This window comes from Enterobacter sp. C4G1 (genome assembly GCF_052886895.1).
This window is the reverse complement of sequence record NZ_JBQVVV010000002.1, coordinates 1,282,841-1,305,582: the sequence shown is the minus strand read 5'-3', so window position 1 is coordinate 1,305,582 and position 22,742 is coordinate 1,282,841. Positions and strand designations below refer to the sequence as shown.

Annotated in this window: 21 protein-coding genes, 2 tRNA genes and 1 other annotated feature; of the genes, 16 read left to right on the top strand and 7 right to left on the bottom strand. The window is 48.2% G+C overall.

Annotated features, from left to right (window positions below):
- Nucleotides 1–3: 3 nt before the first annotated feature.
- Together hisG and hisL are read right to left on the bottom strand one after the other, a co-directional pair.
- The gene (hisG, locus tag ACT9TW_RS20235; protein ID WP_014070900.1) at nt 4–903 is read right to left on the bottom strand and encodes an ATP phosphoribosyltransferase; all 900 of its coding nucleotides are present in this window, start codon (nt 901–903) and stop codon (nt 4–6) included.
- A 45-nt stretch (nt 904–948) separates the two neighbouring features.
- Nucleotides 949–1,072 (bottom strand) — a sequence feature (His leader region).
- Nucleotides 1,048–1,098 carry a his operon leader peptide gene (hisL, locus tag ACT9TW_RS20230; RefSeq protein WP_001364200.1) on the bottom strand — a complete coding sequence of 17 codons (51 nt, stop codon included), beginning with the start codon at nt 1,096–1,098 and terminating at the stop codon, nt 1,048–1,050. Its footprint overlaps the feature before it by 25 nt.
- A 175-nt stretch (nt 1,099–1,273) precedes the next feature.
- Here hisL and ACT9TW_RS20225 point away from each other — a divergent pair, with 175 nt between their 5' ends.
- The 4 genes from ACT9TW_RS20225 (at nt 1,274) to ACT9TW_RS20210 (ending at nt 4,700) form a co-directional block, all read left to right on the top strand.
- Nucleotides 1,274–2,098, top strand: a complete 825-nt coding sequence (locus ACT9TW_RS20225) for an SDR family oxidoreductase (RefSeq protein WP_182061652.1) — start codon at nt 1,274–1,276, stop codon at nt 2,096–2,098.
- A gap of 41 nt (nt 2,099–2,139) precedes the next feature.
- A complete protein-coding gene (locus tag ACT9TW_RS20220) occupies nt 2,140–3,069 on the top strand; it encodes a LysR substrate-binding domain-containing protein (RefSeq protein WP_315686118.1) in 930 nt (309 codons plus the stop codon).
- 220 nt (nt 3,070–3,289) lie between these two features.
- Complete coding sequence (gene yoeI / locus ACT9TW_RS20215) at nt 3,290–3,352, top strand: membrane protein YoeI (protein ID WP_128738933.1); 63 nt, start codon at nt 3,290–3,292, stop codon at nt 3,350–3,352.
- Nucleotides 3,342–4,700, top strand: coding sequence for an APC family permease (locus ACT9TW_RS20210; RefSeq protein ID WP_182061650.1), 1,359 nt, complete (start codon nt 3,342–3,344; stop codon nt 4,698–4,700). Before yoeI ends, ACT9TW_RS20210 begins: the two co-directional genes overlap by 11 nt.
- An 84-nt stretch (nt 4,701–4,784) precedes the next feature.
- Here the strand turns inward: ACT9TW_RS20210 and sbcB are convergent, their stop codons facing one another.
- Nucleotides 4,785–6,221, bottom strand: coding sequence for an exodeoxyribonuclease I (sbcB, locus tag ACT9TW_RS20205; RefSeq protein ID WP_446493860.1), 1,437 nt, complete (start codon nt 6,219–6,221; stop codon nt 4,785–4,787).
- A gap of 197 nt (nt 6,222–6,418) precedes the next feature.
- Here sbcB and dacD point away from each other — a divergent pair, with 197 nt between their 5' ends.
- From dacD to ACT9TW_RS20185, 4 genes are all read left to right on the top strand, one after another.
- Complete coding sequence (gene dacD / locus ACT9TW_RS20200; RefSeq protein ID WP_446493505.1) at nt 6,419–7,585, top strand: serine-type D-Ala-D-Ala carboxypeptidase DacD; 1,167 nt, start codon at nt 6,419–6,421, stop codon at nt 7,583–7,585.
- 131 nt (nt 7,586–7,716) lie between these two features.
- Entirely contained in the window at nt 7,717–8,190 is a 474-nt protein-coding gene (gene sbmC / locus ACT9TW_RS20195; protein ID WP_395677914.1) for a DNA gyrase inhibitor SbmC, read from the top strand.
- A gap of 92 nt (nt 8,191–8,282) precedes the next feature.
- Nucleotides 8,283–9,341, top strand: a complete 1,059-nt coding sequence (locus ACT9TW_RS20190; protein ID WP_182061644.1) for an FUSC family protein — start codon at nt 8,283–8,285, stop codon at nt 9,339–9,341.
- Between the two features lie 168 nt (nt 9,342–9,509).
- Complete coding sequence (locus tag ACT9TW_RS20185; RefSeq protein WP_008499467.1) at nt 9,510–9,845, top strand: DUF496 family protein; 336 nt, start codon at nt 9,510–9,512, stop codon at nt 9,843–9,845.
- 51 nt (nt 9,846–9,896) lie between these two features.
- On the opposite strand, the gene ACT9TW_RS20180 is transcribed toward ACT9TW_RS20185, so the two are convergent.
- Entirely contained in the window at nt 9,897–10,232 is a 336-nt protein-coding gene (locus tag ACT9TW_RS20180; RefSeq protein WP_446493504.1) for a gamma-glutamylcyclotransferase family protein, read from the bottom strand.
- 125 nt (nt 10,233–10,357) lie between these two features.
- Nucleotides 10,358–10,433, bottom strand: a tRNA-Asn gene (locus ACT9TW_RS20175).
- A 226-nt stretch (nt 10,434–10,659) separates the two neighbouring features.
- On the opposite strand from ACT9TW_RS20175, the gene emmdR reads away from it, so the two are divergent.
- The 5 genes from emmdR to ACT9TW_RS20150 all read left to right on the top strand — a co-directional run bounded on the left by emmdR (nt 10,660) and on the right by ACT9TW_RS20150 (nt 15,209).
- Nucleotides 10,660–12,102 (top strand): multidrug efflux MATE transporter EmmdR, encoded by a 1,443-nt coding sequence (gene emmdR / locus ACT9TW_RS20170; protein ID WP_446493503.1) that lies wholly within the window; start codon nt 10,660–10,662, stop codon nt 12,100–12,102.
- Nucleotides 12,103–12,182: 80 nt separating this feature from the next.
- Nucleotides 12,183–12,258 (top strand) — tRNA-Asn (locus tag ACT9TW_RS20165).
- Between the two features lie 452 nt (nt 12,259–12,710).
- On the top strand, nt 12,711–13,022 hold the full coding sequence (locus tag ACT9TW_RS20160; RefSeq protein WP_259349665.1) for a phage holin family protein: 312 nt from the start codon (nt 12,711–12,713) through the stop codon (nt 13,020–13,022).
- Nucleotides 13,009–13,395 carry a M15 family metallopeptidase gene (locus ACT9TW_RS20155; RefSeq protein WP_446493502.1) on the top strand — a complete coding sequence of 129 codons (387 nt, stop codon included), beginning with the start codon at nt 13,009–13,011 and terminating at the stop codon, nt 13,393–13,395. Before ACT9TW_RS20160 ends, ACT9TW_RS20155 begins: the two co-directional genes overlap by 14 nt.
- A gap of 287 nt (nt 13,396–13,682) precedes the next feature.
- Complete coding sequence (locus tag ACT9TW_RS20150; RefSeq protein WP_182061640.1) at nt 13,683–15,209, top strand: aryl-sulfate sulfotransferase; 1,527 nt, start codon at nt 13,683–13,685, stop codon at nt 15,207–15,209.
- Between the two features lie 178 nt (nt 15,210–15,387).
- Here the strand turns inward: ACT9TW_RS20150 and ACT9TW_RS20145 are convergent, their stop codons facing one another.
- Complete coding sequence (locus ACT9TW_RS20145) at nt 15,388–16,530, bottom strand: cytoplasmic protein (RefSeq protein WP_446493501.1); 1,143 nt, start codon at nt 16,528–16,530, stop codon at nt 15,388–15,390.
- Between the two features lie 131 nt (nt 16,531–16,661).
- Here ACT9TW_RS20145 and ACT9TW_RS20140 point away from each other — a divergent pair, with 131 nt between their 5' ends.
- From ACT9TW_RS20140 to ACT9TW_RS20130, 3 genes are all read left to right on the top strand, one after another.
- Nucleotides 16,662–18,218: a bifunctional metallophosphatase/5'-nucleotidase gene (locus ACT9TW_RS20140; RefSeq protein ID WP_315686106.1), complete on the top strand. Its 1,557-nt coding sequence runs from the start codon at nt 16,662–16,664 to the stop codon at nt 18,216–18,218.
- Nucleotides 18,219–18,402: 184 nt separating this feature from the next.
- Nucleotides 18,403–19,965: a bifunctional metallophosphatase/5'-nucleotidase gene (locus tag ACT9TW_RS20135; RefSeq protein WP_446493500.1), complete on the top strand. Its 1,563-nt coding sequence runs from the start codon at nt 18,403–18,405 to the stop codon at nt 19,963–19,965.
- A 69-nt stretch (nt 19,966–20,034) separates the two neighbouring features.
- Complete coding sequence (locus tag ACT9TW_RS20130) at nt 20,035–20,916, top strand: nucleoside-specific channel-forming protein Tsx (protein WP_182061636.1); 882 nt, start codon at nt 20,035–20,037, stop codon at nt 20,914–20,916.
- Between the two features lie 52 nt (nt 20,917–20,968).
- Here the strand turns inward: ACT9TW_RS20130 and ACT9TW_RS20125 are convergent, their stop codons facing one another.
- On the bottom strand, nt 20,969–22,741 hold the full coding sequence (locus ACT9TW_RS20125) for an aminopeptidase P family protein (protein ID WP_446493499.1): 1,773 nt from the start codon (nt 22,739–22,741) through the stop codon (nt 20,969–20,971).
- Nucleotide 22,742: the final 1 nt, after the last annotated feature.

The following is a 22,742-nucleotide window of genomic DNA, read 5'->3' as shown; positions in this document are numbered from 1 at the left end:
CAATTACTCCATCATCTTCTCAATTGGCAGCACCAGAATAGAGCTTGCGCCCAGTGCTTTCAGTTTTTCCATGGTTTCCCAGAACAGGGTTTCGCTGCTCACCATGTGCATCGCCACACGCTGCTGATCGCCTGCCAGCGGCAGAATGGTTGGGCGTTCAGCGCCAGGCAACAGGGCGATAACTTCATCAAGACGTTCTGTTGGTGCGTGCATCATGATGTATTTTGATTCGCGAGCCTGAATCACACCCTGAATACGGGTCAGCAGTCTGTCGATAAGCTGCTGCTTGGCGCTGTCCATTTCGCCATCGCGCTGGATAAGGCAGGCTTTGGAACGGTAAATCACTTCCACTTCACGCAGGCCGTTTGCTTCCAGAGTTGCGCCAGTAGACACCAGGTCGCAAATGGCATCAGCGAGGCCAGCGCGTGGAGCAACTTCAACAGAACCGTTCAGCAGACAGGATTTGAACTGCACGCCTTTTTGATCCAGATAACGCTTCAGCAGGTGAGGGTAAGAGGTTGCGATACGTTTGCCGTTCAGTGCCGCCGGGCCATCCCATGCTTCATCCGCCGGGGTCGCAAGAGACAGACGGCAACCACCGAAGTCCAGACGACGCAGGGTGAAGTAGCGCGGGTCTTCACCCTGTGCGCGGCGGGTCAGTAACTCTTCTTCCAGTACGTTTTCGCCGATGATCCCAAGATCAACGACGCCATCCATCACCAGGCCCGGGATATCGTCATCACGCACGCGCAGAATATCAATTGGCATATTCTCAGCCAGGGCAATCAGGCGCTGAGTGTGCAGGTTGATTTTAATCCCGCAGCGAGCCAGCAATTCGCGTGAATCATCACTAAGACGGCCGGATTTTTGCATAGCTATGCGTAAACGTGAGTTATCTAACATTATTTATTCCTCGTTAACCTGTTTTAACCTGTCTGAATTCAGTCCAAAAAAAAGCCCCCGGAAGAAGATCTTCCGGGGGCTTTCTCTTGCGTTCATGCACCACTGGAAGATCCAAACGTCTTCCAGCACACATCGCCTGAAAGACTAGTCAGGATGATGGTGATGATGATGGTGTTTAAATTGAACGCGTGTCATAAATTTTCTCGATGAATGCTTATTCATTTGATGCCTTTTAACCTAAACCACTTGCACCGCAGAATGCAAGGGCTTTTTTTGATCATTAATTCATTTCATATTGATGCTATGAATTGTGTGTTCTGCGGGGCTGGCGTAGCCTTAATACAGATGTAAGAGAGTCAGGAGAAATCACATGAAAAAGGTCGCAATTGTCGGTTTAGGGTGGCTAGGGATGCCACTGGCAATGTCATTAGCAGCGAAAGGCTGGCAAGTGACCGGGAGTAAAACCACTGCAGATGGGGTCGAAGCGGCGCGGATGTGCGGTATCGATGGTATCGAACTGCGTCTGGAACCAGAGCTAGTGTGTGACGCTGACGATCTGGATGTGTTAATGGGCGTTGATGCACTGGTGATAACGCTCCCGGCAAGACGCAGCGGCCCCGGTGAATCATTCTACTTACAGGCGGTGCAGGAGATTGTTGATAGTGCGCTTGCGCACCATGTTCCGCGCATTATTTTTACCAGCTCGACATCGGTGTACGGTGATGTCGATGGCACCGTGAAAGAGAACACTGTGCGCCACCCTGTCACCGCCAGTGGCCGGGTACTGAAAGAGCTGGAAGACTGGCTGCATAATCTGCCCGGTACTCAGGTGGATATTCTGCGTCTGGCGGGGCTGGTAGGGCCCGGGCGTCACCCAGGACGTTTCTTTGCCGGAAAATCGGCTCCTGACGGGCAACATGGCGTCAATCTTGTGCATCTTGAGGATGTGATCGGCGCAATTGAGCTGTTGTTACAGGCTCCTAAGGGTGGGCACATCTATAATATATGTGCACCCTCTCATCCTTCGCGACGCACATTTTATCCGCTGATGGCGCGCCAGCTGGGCCTGGCTCCACCTGTTTTTGGAGATGCGCAGGGTGAAAGTAAAGGTAAAGTCATTGATGGCAATCGTATTTGTCATGAACTGGGATTTGAGTATCAGTATCCCGATCCGCTGGTGATGCCCATGGAATAACACCATCAGCGGGGGTGGTCGCACGCCGCGTGGGGGCGAACATGAAACCGTTGCTGGATGTTCTTATTATTCTGGATGCGCTGGAAAAAGAGGGGAGCTTCGCGGCTGCATCGGCGAAGCTCTACAAAACGCCTTCAGCGCTGAGTTACACCGTGCATAAACTGGAAAGCGATCTGAATATCCAGCTTCTTGATCGCTCCGGGCATCGTGCGCGTTTTACCCGTACCGGCCAGATGCTGCTGGAAAAGGGTCGTGAAGTCCTGCACACGGTACGTGAACTGGAAAAACAAGCCATTAAGCTTCACCAGGGCTGGGAAAATGAGCTGGTGATAGGCGTCGATGATACCTTTCCTTTTTCTCTTCTGACGCCGCTTATCGAAGCGTTTTATCAGCGCCACAGCGTGACACGGTTAATCTTTATTAATGGCGTACTGGGTGGCTCCTGGGATGCGTTAACGCAGGGGAGAGCGGATATCATTGTTGGTGCATTGCATGAACCGCCTCAACTGAGCGATTTCGGTTTTGCGCGGCTGGGTATTCTGGAACAAGTATTTGCCGTTGCGCCACATCACCCGTTAGCGCAAGAGCCTGAGCCGATTAATCGTCGTACTCTCAGAGGATTTAGGGCTATTGTGGTGGGAGACAGCTCGCACCCTGAATATATGACACCCTCGCAGCAGCTAGATTGCCAGGAAGCGATTACGGTATTCGATTTTAAAACCAAGCTTGAGCTGCAAATAAGCGGGCTCGGATGCGGTTACCTTCCTCGTTATTTGGCGCAACGATATATTGAAAGCGGCGCGCTGGTTGAGAAGCAGGTCGTCGCACAAAGTAATAATGAATCTGTGTGGGTTGGCTGGAATGAACAAACAGCCGGGCTTGCAAGCGCCTGGTGGCGAGCCGAAATTTTAGCAAATAGTGCTATCGCTGCGGTTTACACTCCGCCTGATGTTGATAAATCAACCGGTTAGTGAAAAGAAATTATTGTTGTGCTTCTCAATCTATTGCCTTTTGTGTCAGGAATAGGGCAAAATGCCGCCGCTGCAAACAAATGAATAATCGACGATATAAAAGGCGTCGGTTATTTTTTTTTGCATGTATGAAACGAAACTAAAAACCAAGAGGCCGGGCTTCGTACCGGATAGATATTTACTAAAATCCGACAGTTGTTGTCGCTGAGGAATACAGAAAATGGGGCAATTTTTCGCTTACGTGGCGGTTATCACCGTAAAGGAGATTAACCATGTCGCTTAACGCAACTCCAAAAACCTCTCGCGTGGAATTACGTAAGACACTTACGTTGATTCCGGTTGTTATGATGGGCCTTGCCTATATGCAACCAATGACGCTGTTCGATACATTCGGTATCGTATCAGGCCTTACTGACGGTCACGTTGCAACGGCGTACGCCTTTGCGCTGGTCGCCATTCTCTTTACAGCGCTGAGCTACGGTAAACTGGTTCGTCGTTTCCCGTCCGCTGGCTCTGCCTACACCTATGCTCAGAAATCCATTAGCCCGGCGGTTGGCTTTATGGTGGGCTGGTCATCCCTGCTGGACTATTTGTTCATGCCGATGATCAACATTCTGCTGGCAAAAATTTACTTTGAAGCGCTGGTGCCTTCCGTACCATCGTGGATCTTCGTTGTTGCGCTGGTGGCCTTTATGACCATCTCTAACCTGCGCAGCATCAAGACCGTGGCGAACTTCAACACCCTGATTGTTATCCTGCAAATGGGTATTGTTTCTGTCATTGTTGGCCTGATCATCTACGGTGTGTCCCACGGTGAAGGCGCAGGTACGCTGGCGAGCACGCGTCCGTTCTGGTCTGAAGGTGCGCACGTTGTGCCGATGATTACTGGTGCGACTATCCTGTGCTTCTCGTTCCTGGGCTTCGACGGTATCTCTTCTCTGTCTGAAGAGACGAAAGATGCCGAGCGTGTGATCCCTCGCGCCATCTTCCTGACTGCGCTGATTGGCGGCATCATCTTCATTGGTGCTTCTTACTTCCTGCAACTGTACTTCCCGGATATCTCTCGCTTTAAAGATCCGGATGCGTCACAGCCTGAAATCATGCTGTACGTTGCAGGCAAGACCTTCCAGTGGGGCGTGCTGATCTTCTCAAGCGTAACCGTTCTGGCATCCGGTATGGCGGCGCACGCAGGTGTTTCTCGTCTGATGTACGTGATGGGTCGTGACGGTGTGTTCCCAACCCGTTTCTTCGGCTACGTTCATCCGAAATGGCGTACTCCGGCGTGGAACGTGCTGCTGGTTGGTGCCATCGCTCTGCTGGCCATCAACTTTGACCTGGTAACCGCAACGGCGCTGATTAACTTCGGTGCGCTGGTGGCATTTACCTTCGTGAACCTCTCCGTGATCTCTCAGTTCTGGATCCGTGAGAAGCGTAACAAAACGCTGAAAGACCACTTCAACTACCTGTTCCTGCCGGTATGTGGTGCGCTGACCGTTGGCGCGCTGTGGATTAACCTGGAAGAAAGTTCAATGGTTCTGGGTCTGATCTGGGGCGGTATTGGTCTGATTTATCTGGCTTGCGTAACCAAGAGTTTCCGCAACCCGGTTCCTCAGTACGAAGACGTTGCATAACGACTTGCCAGCAAATCCTTAAGCCCACGTCAGTGGGCAAAAAAAAGCCGGAGACATCGCCTCCGGCTTTTTTATACCTGTAACTCAGACTATCTCTTGTGCGTACTGGAACAGGGCTTTTAATAGCGCCTGCTTTTCGGCATCGCCTTCGTACTGGTTATATAACGACTCAAGCTCCTGGGCGTATTGCTGAAGGTACTCTGGTGTAAAGACGTTACGGCGATGCTGGAGCCAGCGTTCTTGCTCCACCTCATCCAGCGTACCGGGATAGTTACGTGCCCGGTAATTAAACATCAGCTTCTCAATGCGCTTGTCGGCGAAGGTGATATCCAGCGCCGGTAAGTTACGCGGTTCGGTATTCAGGACGATATTCATGGCGGTGCGGTCGGCATCACTGAAAAAGCCGTTATACAGTTGCGCATCGACATTATCAGATGCCACAAACGGCTCTGCTTCAGCAAAAATGGCGACTACTTTTTCACGCACCTCTGGGTTTTCACGCAGCACTTTGAGGTTATCCAGGCAGCGCTGGCGATTGATTCCGAGGCGCTCAGCATCTTCCGGGCGCAACGTGTTGGCCTGCGCCAGTACCGGACATTTGTTGATATGCACCAGTTTGACCGGAACCGCGGGCAGGTCGCCCAGTTCATTTTTTGGGGTATACAGTCGCTCGCGCAGTGTATCGCTGTCGAGCTCCAGTAGCGGCGAAATGTCACCGGCCAGATCGACCATAATCACGGCATTGCGATTGTCAGGGTGCCAGGCCAGTGGGGCAATCCAGCTGGTATTCCCGCGCCAGGCACCAAACATCCCGGAAATATGTACCAGCGGTTTCATCTGCGGGACATCAATCAGCGTGGTGAGCTTGTGCTTGCTGCGATGGCTTAACAGATACTCAAACAGGCGCGGCTGTGCAGCCTTCACCAGTTTTGCCATGGCGATAGTGGCGTAAACATCCGCCATCGCATCGTGGGCATTACTGTGTTCTATACCATTGGCGCGGGTGAGGTGTTCCAGTCTGAAGCTCGGCAAGCCATCGTCGTTTTCCGGCCAGTTGATACCCTCCGGGCGCAGCGCATAGCAGGCGCGCATGATGTCGAGCAAATCCCAGCGTGAATTACGGTTCTGCCAGCTCCAGGCGTACGGATCGTAAAAATTACGGTAGAAGATGTTGCGCGTCACTTCATCATCAAAACGGATGTTGTTGTAACCCACCACACAGGTATTCGGGACGGTAAACAGAGCGTGGATACGGCGAGCGAAGTCAGCCTCGTTAACCCCTTTATCTCGAGCTTCCTGCGGCGTAATGCCGGTCACCATGACAGCACCTGGCTGCGGCAGGTAGTCATCAGCGGGCTTGCAGTAAAAGACTTCCGGCTCGCCAATGATATTGAAATCCTCATCGGTACGGATGGCGGCAAACTGGGATGGCCTGTCCAGCGCCGGGTGGGTACCAAAGGTTTCGTAATCGTGGAATAAAAATGTTGGGCGCGCGGCAGAGTCAGACACCAGTAATACCATCCTGTTAAAAATTGACGTCACTATGGTAAACGATCGTGATGTACAGACCGAATAAAAAGCGCCCTCAGGCGTGAAATTTGCGAGATGGCTTCAGGTAAAACATGTTGTCTGTCACATTTTTTTGCAATTAAGGCAGGTAACGACATCAGAAGTCCCGTAAAAAGGTCAACGATTTTTAATGACCTGAGGATATACCGTTGAAACGCCGTCTGTTTATTGCTGTTTCTTTACTCGCTTCGAGTATCTCATCTGCGCTGGCTGCCGAACCGCTTGATTTTTCACCGCAGCCACCCGCTATCCAGGCAGGATCCTGGGTACTGATGGATTACACCACTGGTCAAATTTTAACGGCGGGCAACGAACATCAGCAACGCAATCCGGCGAGCCTGACAAAGCTGATGACGGGATATGTTGTCGATCGTGCCATTGATGGTCACCGCATTTCCCCGGACGATATCGTCACCGTGGGTCGCGATGCGTGGGCGAAAGGGAACCCGGTGTTTGATGGTTCATCCCTGATGTTCCTGAAACCTGGCGATCGGGTGTCCGTCCGTGACCTGAGCAGAGGCCTGATTGTCGATTCCGGTAACGACGCCTGTGTGGCACTGGCAGACCATGTGGCGGGCGGCCAGCCGCAGTTCGTCAACATGATGAACGACTACGTGCAAAAGCTGAATCTGCGCGATACGCACTTCGAAACGGTTCATGGCCTGGATGCGCCGGGGCAGCACAGCTCCGCCTATGACCTGGCAGTTCTGTCCCGGGCAATCATTCACGGCGAGCCTGATTTTTACCATATGTATAGCGAAAAGAGCCTGACCTGGAATGGGATCACCCAGCAGAACCGTAACGGCCTGCTGTGGGATAAAACCATGAACGTGGACGGGCTGAAAACAGGACATACATCCGGGGCAGGCTTTAACCTGATTGCCTCTGCCGTAGACGGTCAGCGCCGCTTAATTGCGGTGGTGATGGGGGCTGATAGTCCGAAAGGCCGTGAAGATCAGGCACGTAAGTTGCTGCACTGGGGGCAACAGAATTTCGATACGGTGCAGATCCTGCATAAGGGTAAAAAAGTGGGCACAGAGCGTATCTGGTACGGTGATAAAGAGCAGGTAACGCTCGGTACGGATCAGGATTTCTGGCTGGCACTGCCAAAAGCGGAAGTACCAAACATCAAAGCGAAATATGTGCTGGATAAAAAAGAGCTGGAAGCGCCGATAGCTGCGCATCAGCGAGTAGGGGAAATTCAGCTCTATGACCGGGATAAGGTTGTGGCGCACTGGCCGCTGGTAACGCTGGAAGGTATTGATAAAGGTGGCTTATTCTCACGTCTCGGCGACTATCTGCACCACAAAATCTAACCGCGTAAGTTAACCGCTTTCAGCAGACTGGCAGGGATGCGAGTCTGCTCACATAATAAACACTCCTCATTTGTTGTTCATAGAAAATCTGATTTATAGTGTATAAATATACAGTAATAAACGGAGGCAGCATGGACTACAGCATCAGGCAGCAACAGAAACGTAAAATCGCAGGCTTTCACCTGGTCGGGCCGTGGGAAAAAACGGTAAAACAGGGCTTTGAACAACTGGTCATGTGGGTTGACGGGCGTCAGATTCAGCCGCTGGAATGGGTTGCTGTTTACTACGATAACCCGGATGTAGTACCGGCAGAAAAACTGCGCTGTGACACGGCGGTAACGGTGCCGGAAGATTTTGTCATTCCCGAGAACAGTGAAGGGGTGATGATGACCGAAATTGCTGCTGGCGACTACGCTGTCGCCACTGCCAGGGTCGAGAATTTTGATTTTGCGACGCCCTGGTATCAATTCTTCAACTCTCTTTTGCAGGACCACCACTATCAGTGTGCCCCTAAACCCTGTTTTGAACGCTACCTGAACGATGGCAATGCAGACGGCTACTGGGACATTGAAATGTACGTCGCCGTTGAGCACAAAGCGGGTTAATCCTGGTAAAAGCAGGGTTTTTCAGCCGGGTGTGATCCGCCCGGCTGAAAACACAGTACAATTGTGGTTTGCCGAGCTGCTGGAGAGCGGGTGTGCGTCCCGACAAATCATTAACGCCGTTTGAAATTCGGTTGTACCAACACTATCGCGTTGTGCATGGCTGCCGCATAGCGCTGGCCTTTGTACTGACTTTTGTACTGGTACGCTTGCTGAATGTCCCGGAAGGAACGTGGCCGCTGATCACGCTGGTGGTCATCATGGGACCAATCTCGTTCTGGGGAAATGTCGTCCCACGGGCTTTTGAGCGTATCGGTGGCACTGTTTTAGGCTCTGCACTGGGGCTCATTGCCCTGAAACTGGAACTCATCTCGTTTCCGGTCATGCTGGCGTGGTGCGCCGGCGCTATGTTCCTTTGCGGCTGGCTGGCACTTGGGAAAAAACCGTATCAGGCACTGCTGATTGGTATCACGCTTGCGGTAGTGGTGGGTGCGCCTGCAGGTGATATGACAACCGCTCTCTGGCGAAGCGGGGATGTTATTCTCGGCTCACTGCTGGCGATGCTGTTCACCGGGATTTGGCCACAGCGTGCTTTCCTTCACTGGCGTATCCAGATGGCAAACTACGTGATGGCTTTTAACCGGGTGTATCAGACCGGTTTTTCCCCTAACCTGGTTGAGCGCCCGCGCCTTGAAAAGCATCTGCAAAAAATCCTCAATGAGGTGGTCAAGATGCGGGGGCTGATTAACCCGGCCAGCAAAGAAACCCACATCCAGAAATCCGTATTCGAAGCGATTCAGACGGTCAGTCGTAATCTTGTCTGTATGCTTGAATTGCAAATCAACGCACACTGGGCTTCTCGCCCCAGCCATCTGCTGATGCTTAACGCACACACGTTGAAAGAGACGCAGCAGATGACGCAACAGACGCTGTTAACCATTGCTCACGCGCTCTATGAAGGGAATCCGCAGCCTATTCTGGCAAACAGCGAACGTCTGAATGAAATCGTTGCCGAGCTGAAGCAACTTATTCACGAACGCCAGAGCGACAATGTGGCTGAAACACCGATCCACGGCTACGTGTGGCTGAGCATGGAGCTGGCACGCCAGCTGGAACTTTTGTCGCATCTGATCTGCCGGGCACTGCGCAAATAAAAAGCAGCTATCGCCTTATGTGACGCCTGCTGCTTCGATTCAGCAGCAATTGGGGTTATGATAGCGTTAAACGATATACTCATTGTCATTCGCGACCGCTGTCAGTAAGGTTACTGTTACAACGGTTGCTTTAACGAATCCGAATCTCACATTATCAGGGGTGTAAAAATGGAAACTACCAAGCCTTCGTTCCAGGATGTTCTGGAATTCGTCCGCCTGTTCCGCCGCAAAAACAAATTACAGCGTGAAATCCAGGACGTTGAGAAGAAGATCCGTGACAACCAGAAACGTGTTCTGCTGCTGGATAACCTGAGCGACTACATCAAGCCAGGTATGAGCGTTGAAGCTATTCAGGGCATTATCGCCAGCATGAAGAGCGACTATGAAGACCGCGTTGATGACTACATCATCAAAAATGCTGAGCTGTCCAAAGAACGCCGCGACATCTCCAAAAAGCTGAAAGTGATGGGCGAAATCAAGAACGGTGAAGCTAAAAGCGAGTAATCGTGGCTGAACGTGAAAAAGGCTCTCTGGTGACAGAGAGCCTTTTTTGTTTTAAATCGCAGCGCGCGGCTGTAATTGATAAATCCACGCCGTAACGTGCTGGCCTTCAAGCGTGGTAACACTGACTTCTACCCGGTCGTAACCCTCTTCAAACTCGTCCAGCATCGCCCAGTGTGTTTCAAGGTTGTCGGAGACAAACAGATAACCGTCAACGCGCGTGCAGTGTTCATCCAGAACAATCCCCGGGAAATCGGCCGCCGCACCCCATCCGCGCGCGTAAAAGGTGCCTTTCACGTAACCCGATAGCCATTCGCCACCGATGTTTTCCAGAATATGCGCGTTTGAGTGGCCTGGTTGCAGCGTGCCGTAGACAAACAAAGGGTTCATGCTTCATCACCATTGAACAAGAGAATTGCTTAACATAAGGGGGAACATCAGGGGCTGCAATCGCTTCGATGGTGCCTGGTGCAGAAAAGCAAAAAGCCTGCTTTAAAAGCAGGCTTTTCAGAATGTGGCTCCTCTGACTGGACTCGAACCAGTGACATACGGATTAACAGTCCGCCGTTCTACCGACTGAACTACAGAGGAATCGTTGTGGAGGCTTATCTTAGCGGCGAAAAAAGTTTTGTCAAACCTGATCTTAGGTAAAAATGTTCAATTGCTGAATCTGTCGTCAGTTTGTTGTAATTCCAAACATATTTTTATGGAAAATACTTTGCAGGATGAGCATTTCTCCATCATCATTTGAAATGGAGTTTCAACTTTCTCGCTAAGGTCCATTTTGAACGTCACCGCCCCCATACGCCAGGCGATTATGCGCACGCCCTGGTACGCAAAACGTAAAAGTTATCGTGTTCTCTTCTGGCGTGAAATCACTCCTCTTGCTGTACCCATTTTTCTGGAGAATACCTGTGTCCTGCTGATGGGGGTGTTAAGCACCTTCCTGGTGAGCTGGCTTGGTAAAGAGGCAATGGCCGGCGTAGGTCTGGCAGACAGTTTTAACATGGTGGTGATGTCTTTCTTTGCCGCGATTGATCTGGGGACAACGGTTGTCGTTGCGTTCAGTCTGGGGAAACTGGATCCCAAACGCGCTCGCGAGGCAGCCAGACAGTCGCTGATGATCATGACCCTTTTCTCCGTCATTCTGGCGGCGGTGATCCACTATTTCGGCAAGGAGATCATCGATGTTGTGGCAGGAGAGGCAACGGAAGAAGTCAAAGCGCTGGCGCTGACCTATCTGGAAATGACGGTATTGAGTTATCCGGCGGCGGCGATAGCACTTATTGGTAGCGGGGCGTTACGCGGGGCTGGGAATACCAAAATTCCGCTGCTGATTAATGGCGGCATGAACATCCTGAATATCATCATCAGCAGTATTCTGATTTACGGTGTGTTCTCATGGAACGGGCTGGGTTTTGCCGGGGCAGGGCTTGGGCTGACCATTTCGCGTTATATCGGCGCGGCGGCTATTATTGGGGTACTGATGACCGGTATGACGCCGTCACTCCGCCTCTCGCTGAAAAGCTATTTCCGACCGCTCAATTTCGCCATTATCTGGGAAGTCATGGGGATTGGTATCCCGGCCAGTATCGAATCGGTGTTGTTTAACGGCGGTAAGTTGCTCACGCAGATGTTCGTGGCAGGAATGGGGACCGATGTTATCGCGGGGAATTTTATTGCCTTCTCTATCGCCTCACTCATCAACCTGCCAGGTAATGCCCTCGGCTCTGCTTCGACAATTATCACTGGCAAAAGACTTGGAAAAGGGCAGGTAGGGCAGGCTGAACGCCAGTTGCGCCACGTTTTTTGGCTCTCAACCATCGGGCTGACCGCAATTGCGTGGGGTAGCGCGCCTTTTGCCGGGCTGATGGCATCGTTCTACACCCATGAAGAAGATGTTAAAGAGGTCGTTAAGATCCTGATTTGGCTCAACGCCGCATTTATGCCGATCTGGGCTGCCTCCTGGGTGCTTCCTGCCGGGCTGAAAGGTGCGCGCGACGCCCGCTTTGCCATGTGGGTATCGATGCTGGGCATGTGGGGGTGTCGCGTGGTGGCGGGGTATACGCTGGGGATTATGCTGGGAATGGGCGTGGTCGGTGTCTGGCTGGGGATGTTCCTCGACTGGGCTGTGCGCGGAGTTCTGTTCTACTGGAGAATGGTGAGCGGGCGCTGGCTATGGAAATATCCCCGCCAAAAAACCGAAATTGTCGATACCGAATCCAAAGAATGCCTGCCAAATGCACGAAGTGGAGAATAATTCGGCAAACGATCAGAAATCTGCATTCTGCCTTTGACATCATCGGGGAGCATCGATAATATGCGCCCCGTTCACACGATTCCTCTGTAGTTCAGTCGGTAGAACGGCGGACTGTTAATCCGTATGTCACTGGTTCGAGTCCAGTCAGAGGAGCCAAATTCTGAAAAGCCTGCTTTTAAAGCAGGCTTTTTGCTTTTCTGCACCAGCGAAATGTTTTCACCCTCACTGTAACTACCGCGTTCACCCATCGACGCGATTGAATCCCCCCCAGGTACTGCAAAATCCTCGAAGATCAGAGCGTTACGGCTCCAGCATCATTCCCTACTTAAACCCAGTAGTCGTCGCGCTATCGGGTTTCCCCCTCCCGCTTACCCCTCTTATGCATTCCACTACTAAATAGTATGATTACAATCAATAAATATTAGCTATCATTAGCAGCTTATTGATCGATACAAGCTATTAATTGCATTTCGTGTGACATTCATCACAAAACAGGGTTGCTCAACGTTTATTATTCACTACATAGCAAAAGCAATAGCTCAGTTACGAAAAAATAATCTCATCGGACGGTAACGTTTTTACTTTTTCAACCTCAGGAGGTAATTGTTTTGCCATGGAAAGACCCATCAACAAATGCGTTCTTTAGCTGGATTTACATAATATTATTCGGTGCGTGGGGAGGTCTTGTTAGATATATCCTTGATGTTAAGTCTGGTCAGTCTGGACGAAGTTTATTTACGGCATTAGCACAAATTATTGTTTCAGGTTTTACCGGTGTACTTTCTGGATTGATGTCACAAAGCCTTGGTTCGGTATTTCATACTTCACTTGCGGTTAGTGGCATATCAGGTGCAATGGGCGTTGTTGCCCTTAATTATTACTGGAAAAAAATCTCTGGAGATGACAATGATGAACCATGAATTCAGTAAAACTACTGAAAAAAATCTTAAAGGCGTACATAAAGACCTTTCTGATGTAATGAGAAAAGCATTGAAATCATCACCTGTTGATTTTGGTATTTCAGAAGGGTTAAGAAACCAAAAACGGCAGCTTGAACTATTGGCAGCAGGGAAATCATTAACGTCAAATAGCAGGCATTTAACGGGGCATGCTGTTGATATATTTGCAGTTATAAATGGTACGGCCTCATGGGAGTTTAAACATTACCAAACAATTGCCACAGCAGTGTTTCAGGCTGCGAAGGAGTTGGATGTTGATATTGAATGGGGTGGTAACTGGACGGAAATAAAGGATGGTGTTCATTTTCAGCTCTCACGGAAAATGTATCCATAATAGCATCTGAAAGTTTCTCGCAGATCTTTTATACAGATAATACGGTACACCTGCATTTGCAGGATGATTAGCCACGTCGCTGTTTACACAGCTATTTTGTAAGAGGAGTATTACAATACACGTCCATTTTTAATTACTGCTGAAAGTAGTAGGTAAACTATTGCCTATACAAGCAATTACTGTACATATCTAATCAAATAATAATATATGGATATTATTATGTTCTATATGTATGGGTGTTTAATAAAAATCGTATTTTAAATCTTAAATCCAAAAGGAATAAAATCATGACAATTACTTATGTTAAAACTGAACTTGCACCGGCTGACAACCAACTTGCTGCTTATCTTTATTTTACTTCAGATACACCAGTTAGCTACTCTTACACTGTAGCAAAACGGACAACCAGTTCGACTAGCGTAGATTTCACCTATTCCTCGGAGCTGATTTATGGTGTTTCTCAAACCATAAAAATTCCTGTCATTGGTCTTTATGCACAATATGCAAACGACGTTCAGGTTGTGTTTAAGGACGAAACTGGGGCTGAAGTTTTCAATCAACCATTCTCTGTTAGCACGGTGGATCAGGTTTATGATAAATCTGTAATCTTCCATCTCGATATTGAACAAACTGATCCTGCGCTGTTTACATCTGTTTGGGGAAATAGTTGGTTGATGCAATCGACTGGCCGAGGTTACGATCAAAATGGTGACCTGCGTTTTAACTTCTTATCAGTGTATCATCTCCAGCCGCTGAGAATTCACAATGGTTACATCTATACTGGTAGCGATGAAGATATGTCGTGGTATGGTCGTCGCTTTTTCAAAATTGACATTCTCGGTAATGTTATCTTTGAATTCGACATGCGTGATTCAGATGGCAATCACTATTCAAATACTCACGATTTAGTCTGGGACTCAGCTGGCGATATTTATATGTTCGGTAACGATAGTCCTAATCGTATAACCAACACGATGGGGCAAGATTCTCTGGTTCTTAAATTTAACGATCAGACCGGGAAAATGATTTGGGCAAAAAATTACACCAGTGAGTATAGCGGTACTCAAATTTTGAATAACAGTACTCCTAATGATATTCATTTAAACTCACTTTCATGGATTGCAAGTAGCCCAAATAATGATGAAGCAGTTATTGTTCATTCCCGTTCAACGAGTACGACGTTTGGCGTATCTATCGTTGATGGTAGTATCTTGTGGGCGATCGATACCGGGAATTTCAACCCTCAATTCCCGGTGAATCCAGATACTATTCAGATTGATAATTCCGGTATTACTCACTATGAAAATGGTGCTCACACTGTGTGCATTACAAATAATAGTGCATTTGCAGAATATATCGACTCTACCGTGGGGAAATTTGTTTTATCTGTCTTTGATAATAGATCATGTCTTGATGCAGATGGAAATCCTGTTGTACGCCCGATGAATGACGATGCAACAACGGATGCCTATTCAACACCTCCTGCTCGTATTCTGTTCTATGCTGTTGACTTAGCAGCGAAAACGGCTGTGGAAATTCAAGCGCCTATCGAACTGCCAACCACACCTATCGTCCAGTGGACTGATTTTATGGGGGGAGTGTTTGACCATGATGATTACTTTGTTATTTTTACCAACCATGCCCGTTCATTCTTTATCTCTGATGTGAACGGTAACATGATTGCCACCATCTACGATGTAATTTCTCTTCCTGATGGCGCGCCGCAATTCCCAGCAGAGGGCTATCGTGCAAGATTATTTAACGAAACAGAGCTATCTGATCTAATCACTACGGCATCAATTACTGTAAACTAAAGAAACGGTTTATGTATAAAGAACAAGTGCGATTGATCATCCGTTTTAATAAATAATTGATCACATTGCATATATTAAAAGGGTTCATGTATTTGCATGAACCCTTGACGATACAGGCCAGGTGTTTAGTGCCTGTCTCAGCAAGACGATAAGATCACGGGAAAAATGCAACATGGCCTCATAATTCTCGGTTTTCATTTTCCTTCATAATCTTACAGTTGTAGTCTTGCGCCAGGGAACATAGTATTTGTGTTACGCGCCCTGCGGATAATTTAGCGCTATGGATAAAATCCGTTTGTTTATATAGCCATTGGATATAGTGCCTACTGGCTGCTAAAGAGAGTGTTTTAGCGTTATTGCTATCCCCATTCGTTAATGAGCAAACCATCTTACGGTTTTTTCCCTGTACCCAAAGCGACCACTGACTTTGCCACCAGCCATGCCGCGTTTTACCCTGAAAATGCCAGGGCATATTCGTATCACTGTCGCTTATATCCTCCTCTATATACCAAAGTTCAGCTTGTCGTTGGCGGAACAGTTTTGCCCAAACAGTAATAACTGCTCCCCGAAGAAAACATTCGTGAGAAATAAGATGTGTCTTTATCTCAGGAAAGAGGATGTTCAGTACCCGAAAATGCCCATGAGCAGCGATAACCGGACGCAGAATAGCACCTTTTGCAATGCGTTTGAGTACAGCACTTCCGTACTGAATTTCATCGAACTGACTGCGATGTAGAAATTGCATCTCGCGCATATCAACGTGTTTTACGATATCACAGTGATCCAAATCAGGCTCAATATTCCCTCGGCAGAGATAACGTAGGGCCGCCCCGGCGGAATGCTGAGTGAAATTAGTGGAAATATGAATAATATTACCTTGAATAGCATCGAAACTTAGCAGGACATACAGTTTTTGATCTGCTCTCCTCCCCTGGAACGGCACAATTAAAGATACCGTTTCAATCCGTTCTGGTGATGTTATTTCTCTTAGTAATTGCCGTTTCGGTGTCCAGACTTTTTTGCAGGTGCGGCACTGAACGCGCTGTGTTCCTTGCGGATTATAACCATAGCGAATAGTTTCTTTGCCATAACATACAGGACAAAAATAGCCACTTTCAGAAGCATAGGCACTTAAGTGAGCTGACAACCATTCATTAAATTGATGTGCTTCAAATAGAGGAGGATAACTACCACATGCCCGACAGTGCAATGCCGGATAACCCAGTCGATAGTCCGGCCAACGGTAATCTTCAGATGTCGCTAACCCTAAATTGCGACACCCAAACGTCTTGCAGCTATTAATTGTAAATAAAGTCGACATAAGCCACCAACGATTTCAAGAGGTCGGTGATTTTGAACTATAACGTCGATTTGATTGTGTGAACAGACGCACATATCAATGTCTTTCAGAACGTAAAATACCCGAAATTAATGTGAATGAAGGTAAAAATTATGAAATTAAAAGTGATTGCTACGGGTATTTTGTTGACATTACCATTCTGGGCCTGTGCCAAGGATGTCACTATTATTTATACCAATGATCTCCATGCCCATGTGGAACCTTATAAAGTGCCATGGATTGCTGACGGTAAACGTGACATCGGTGGCTGGGCAAATATCACCACGCTGGTAAAAAAGGAAAAAAGCAAAAACGAAGCTACATGGTTTTTTGATGCAGGTGACTATTTTACCGGCCCTTATATCAGCAGTTTAACGAAGGGCAAGGCGATCATTGATATTATGAATACCATGCCGTTTGATGCAGTCACAATGGGCAATCATGAATTTGATGATGGCTGGGATAATACGTTGCTCCAGCTTAGCCAGGCGAAATTCCCCATTGTACAGGGCAATATTTTTTATCAGAACAGCGATAAAGCGTTTTGGGATAAGCCATATACCATTATTGAGAAAGAGGGGGTAAAAATTGGCGTTATAGGCTTGCACGGCGTGTTTGCCTTTGATGATACCGTTTCCGCTACAACGCGCGAAGGTATTGAAGCACGGGATGAGATTAAATGGTTACAGCGTTATATCGATGAACTTAAGGACAAAGTGGATTTGACCGTATTGCTGGTCCACGAAGGCACACCTGCCCGTCAGTCCAGTATAGGAAGCACAGATGTGCGTCGTGCGCTGGATAAGGATATTCAGACGGCAAGCCAGGTGAAAGGTCTGGATATTCTGATTACCGGACATGCGCATGTCGGTACGCCGGAACCGATTAAAGTAGGTAATACGCTAATCCTCTCGACCGACAGCGGTGGTATCGATGTAGGGAAACTGGTACTGGACTACAAAGAGAAGCCACATAGCTTTACGGTGAAAAATTTCGAGCTTAAAACCATATATGCTGATGAGTGGAAGCCGGATCCGCAAACGAAGCAGGTGATTGACCGCTGGAATAAGAAACTTGATGAAGTGGTAGGACAAACGGTGGCGCAGTCGCCGGTTGAATTAACACGTGCATATGGTGAATCAGCTTCACTGGGCAATCTTGCTGCGGACGCTTTGCTGGCCGCTGCGGGTAAAACTACACAGTTGGCTTTAACCAACTCTGGCGGTATCCGCAGTGAGATCCCGTCTGGTGCGATTACGATGGGGGGGGTCATTAGTACATTCCCATTCCCTAACGAGCTGGTCACTATGGATCTTACCGGTAAACAATTACGTAGTCTGATGGAGCATGGTGCAAGTTTAAGTAACGGGGTGCTGCAGGTCTCAAAAGGCGTGGAAATGAAGTACGACAGTAGTAAGCCTGTTGGACAACGAGTTCTGGAACTTACACTTAATGGCAAAGCGATTGAGGATGCGACGGTTTATCACATTGCTACCCAAAACTTCCTTGCTGATGGTGGCGACGGCTTCACCACGTTTACCGAGGGTAAAGCACGTAATACAAACGGTGGGTATTACGTTTACAACGCAGTGATCGATTACTTTAAAGCAGGTAACACCATTACCGATGAACAACTTACCGGTATGCGCGTTGCTGATGTGAAAAAATAAGTTTTCCTGCCGCAATAGTTTCCGAGTGGTGTCATCAGTTGATGAATAATCGGCTTTATTGACTATTTCTTGCCTTTAAAGCCGATATGGAGGCGTTACTGTAAAACAATGAAAACATGCAAATATCTGCATGAGATCTTGACTGAAATATAATAATTATTCATAAAGTTGAAAGGGTTTTATTATGAAGAGAAGAACTAAGCTTAGTTTGATTGCATTGTGTTTGTCTGCAACATTAACAGCATCAGTTAGCGCAAAGGATGTGACGATCTATTACACCAACGATTTACATGCTCATGTATCTCCAGGGAAAGTTCCCGTCGTCGACAAAGAACGTTTGGTCGGTGGTTTTGCGAACATAGCAACCATCGTTAATGATGCAAAGAAAAAAAGTAAAGATGTATTTTTCTTTGATGCGGGAGATTATTTTACCGGGCCTTATATAAGCACCTTAACCAAAGGTGAAGCAATTATTGACATAATGAATGCAATGCCCTTTGATGCGGTGTCAGTGGGGAATCATGAATTTGACCATGGCGTTGATAATATGGTTAAACAGTTATCAAAAGCGGATTTCCCTATTTTACTGGGTAATGTATTTTATGCCAAAAGTGACAAGCCCGTATGGAATAACCCCTGGACGATTGTCGAAAAAGATGGCGTTAAAATTGGCGTAATTGGTATACATCAGAAATTTGCATTTTATGACACAGTTGCCGCTAAGGCTTACGCTGGCGCAGAGACCCGTGATGAAGTACCTTACATTCAAAAAGGGCTTGATGCGTTAAAAGGCAAGGTTGATATCATCGTATTGCTTATCCATGAAGGTACGCCAGCGCGCCAGTCAAGTTATGGAAATAAAGACGTAGCCAGGATGTTGCAAGCCGATATCGATACCGCAAAGAAATTTAAGGGCATTGATGTGTTAATCACCGGTCATGCTCATGTGGGTACACCTGAGCCAATAAAAGTGAATGACACGCTCATCGTTTCAACGGATGCGTATGGTACCGATATTGGTAAACTTGTATTGAATCTAAACCCGCAGACTAAAAAAATTGATGGCTATAGCGGTAAACTAATCACTATATTTGCAGACGAATATAAACCGGACCCAAAAGTTCAAGCCAGGATTGATGAGTGGAATGCTAAACTGAAAAGTATCACTGACCAAATCATTGGGTCGACAACGACAGCATTCACGCGTTCTTATGGTGAATCGTCACCTGTTGGTAATTTAGTTATTGATGCCATGATGGCCAAAGCGCCAGACGCCGTCGTGGGTTTACAAAACAGCGGAGGGTTGCGTGCTGATTTACCACAAGGGGAGTTAAGTTATGGTGATGTAATTACTACCTTCCCATTTAATAACGAACTTATTGAAATGGATCTCACCGGAAAGGATCTCGTCAATTTAATGGTCCACGCAACTAATCTTACCAATGGAGTTTTGCAAGTCTCAAAAAACGTTCATGTTGAATATGACAGTAAAAAACCGTTGGGTGAGCGAATCATTAAATTCACTATTGATAATCAAGCAGTAGATCTAACCAAAACATATCGGGTTGCTACACATTCATTTTGCGCGACGGGTGGGGATGGATTTGACGCGTTCTTAAAAGGAACGAATATTAAAACGATCAACAGTACAACTTCTGCTGAGTCAATCATGGATTATGTCAAGACTCATAATCCATTGAAACCCGATCTTGAGATGAGAGTGGTCGACGTAAGTATGGCTAAATAGACTCAATAATATACTTCCCATAAATGAATAAATTTTATTAACATACCTCTGTGGAAGGAATCTCTACTTATGCAAAAAATAACAAATATATTATCAGGTGTATTTATGCTGTTACCCACGGCAGCATTGGCAGACTCTGTAAGTAATGAATATTTATCAGACTGGTGGCATCAAAGCATTAATGTGGTTGGAAGCAACTCAACTCGCTTTGGGCCACTAAAAAGAGCAGATTTATATCCAGAGTATCGTGCCTGGGCTCATGTGGATTGGTTTGATTTCTACGGTTACGCAGACTTACCTAAGTTTTTTGGTATAGGCAATGATAATGATATCGGTATTTGGGACAATGGTTCTCCATTTTTTGCAGAGATAGAGCCGCGTTTTAGCATCGACAAGTTAACAGGACTCGATCTAAGCTTCGGTCCATTTAAAGAATGGTATTTTGCCCACAACTATATCTATGATGCAGGTTCCAACGCAGGGCAGCGACAGAGTACCTGGTATATGGGGCTAGGAACAGATATTGATACGGGGCTACCGATGACGTTATCTGCAAACATCTATGCCAAATATCAAGGGAACAATTACAATGCTGCCAACGAAAATGAGTGGGATGGATATCGCTTCAAGGTAAAGTATGTCATACCTCTTACAACAATATTTGGTGGCAAACTAAGTTATGTCGGTTTTACCAATTTTGATTTTGGTTCAGACCTAAAAGATGAATCAGGCGGAGAGCAACAATTTTACTCGCGTACAAATAGTTCGATAGTGTCCACCAACGTGCTCAGCCTGGTTTATCCTCACTGGAACTACGGTGCAACCCTTCGTTATTTCTATCATGGCGGGCAATTTGATGAAGGTAGTAAAGCATTTAACAGCGATGGAAATATCACCACTATAGATTCAACAGGGTGGGCATACTATTTAACTGTCGGTTACGCTTTTTAATATAACTGCCGGGTAAGGCGAAGCCGCCACCCGGCATCAAAACAACAGCACCCTACCGGGTAACGCGAATCGGCGCCGTCGCCTCAAACAGCCACGGCCGTGCATCGCTGTCTACCCGCGGCGATAACACATCGCGAACCTGCTGGTGGTACTCGTCCAGCCACTGTTTTTCCTGCTCGTTCAACAAATGCAGCTCAACCTGGCTCAAATCAATCGGGATCAAGGTCAGAGAGGCAAATTTACAGAAGCCCGGGCGGCTCTCGACAATTTCCACCTGGTTTTCAATACGAATACCGTGGCTGTCAGCCAGATAGTAACCAGGTTCAATGGTCATGATATTTCCTGCCACCAGCGGCCACGGGTTAACCTTCTTCGCTAAACGATGCGGGTTCTCGTGGATAAGCAGCTGATGGCCCACCCCGTGTCCGGTACCGTGATCGTAATCCAGACCCATTTCCCACAGCGGGCGACGCGCAAATGCATCCAACTGGTGCCCCTGAGTCCCGGACGGGAATTGCAGCGTAATCAGCGATAAAAAGCCTTTCAGCACGGCGGTGTAGTGCAAACGCTGCTGTGGTTCAACTTTGCCCCATGCCAGCGTGCGCGTAGCGTCCGTGGTGCCGTTGCGGTACTGACCGCCGGAGTCATTCAGGTAAAAATGGTCATGACCAATAGGCTTGTTGCTGGTTTCACTTGAGTGGTAATGGCACATCGCCGCATTGCTGGACGAAGCAGAAATAGTGGCAAAACTCTGTTCGATAAAACCTGGCTGACGCTCGCGGAACACCAACTGCTGTGCCTGAACATCCAGTTCCGTCAGCGGTTTGCCCGCGGCAACGCGTTGTGGCACTTCGCGTGACAGCCAGGCCAGGAAATTCACCCACGCCGCGCCATCCTGGTGATGGCAGTCACGGTATCCGGCAAGCTCAGTTGGGTTTTTTCCGGCCTTCATCAGAGTGATTGGGTCAGTCTGCCAGACAATTTCCCCCTGTGGCTCAATGGCAAAACGCAATGCCACAGGTGCAGAATCGGCGTCGACCAGAACGCGTTTACCCTGAGAAATCTGCTGACAACGCCCGATAAAAGCATCCTGCGGTGAAAGCGTGAAAGCCTCTTTTACCGCGTCGGGGAGTTCGCTCAGCTTATTGTCGTTAACAAACCACTCAACGGCACCGTCACGGTTGAGCAGGGCAAATGAGAGGGGAACCGGGCTGGTCGGAATATCAGAACCGCGCACGTTCAGTAGCCAGGCGATGTTGTCCGGCAGCGTAATGGCCAGATAATCCGCATTTTTCTCAGCGAGGATCTTCGCAACACGCTGGCGTTTATCGGCGCTACTCTCGCCGCTTACCGCATCCGGCATCTCGCGGATAAGCCCCGCAGGTGCCGCAGGGCGGCCTGCCCATAGCGTATCGAACGGAGAAGTCTTCAGCGGCACCAGCTCGCACGGCGTGGCTGACAGCTGCTGATAGTCTGAATTAGTCATCAACAGCGCCTCAAAACCAATGCGCGTCCCTTCCTTACTGTTTTGCGCCAGCCATTGTGCCAGCGGCTCGTTGTGCAGATGGTGGATCTCAACGTCGTCCAGATTGACCTGAACGCGCGCCTGGACCTGATAGCGGCCATCAACGAACAGTAGCGCTTTGTCTTTCAGTACCAGCGCCAGCCCGGCGGAGCCGTCAAAGCCTGTCAGCCAGGCCAGTTTTTCGTCGTACGGCGCGCAGTACTCGCTTTGCCAGGCATCGGCACGTGGGACGATCATCCCGTCGAGATGGTTTTCTTCCAGCCACTGACGCAGTGCAGCGAGCGATGATGTGGTGTGCATT